The sequence below is a fragment of the Kluyvera sp. EC_51 genome (genome assembly GCF_019584505.1).
In the GTDB taxonomy this organism is placed as follows: Bacteria; Pseudomonadota; Gammaproteobacteria; order Enterobacterales; family Enterobacteriaceae; genus Kluyvera; species Kluyvera sichuanensis.
Map to the genome: position 1 here is coordinate 1 of NZ_VDAG01000040.1, position 413 is coordinate 413.

Consider the following 413-nt stretch of genomic DNA (forward strand, 5'->3'; position numbering starts at 1 on the left):
GCCAGCGAATCACTGTTTGCGGCGGGGATCCATCCGGATCGGCTGGCGTCATCACTGTCGCTGGCATAGATATTCCCTACCCCTACCACCAGCTTGTTATCCATCAGCCACGGTTTAATCGCCGTTTTTTTCTTCGCGCACTTCTGATGCAGATACTCACCATTGAAATCGTCGCTAAGCGGCTCCGGTCCAAGATGGGTCAGCACATTATGCCCGTCCAGCTCTTTGGTCCACAGCCAGGCACCAAAGCGGCGCGGATCGGTGTAGCGCAGCACTTTGCCGTTGCTCATCACCAAATCCACATGGTCATGCTTTTCAGGGGGAAGTTCTTCTGGAAGGATGCGCAGGCTGCCAGACATCCCTAAATGAATGATAATCCAGCCCTCAGGCAGCTCCAGCAGCAGATATTTAGC

At 54.2% G+C, this 413-nt stretch carries 1 protein-coding gene; it reads right to left on the reverse strand.

What is annotated here, in order from left to right; translation table 11 throughout:
• Positions 1-413 (reverse strand): DNA-formamidopyrimidine glycosylase family protein (locus tag FHC49_RS10765; RefSeq protein WP_370631760.1); only part of this gene is annotated, 413 nt, incomplete at both ends.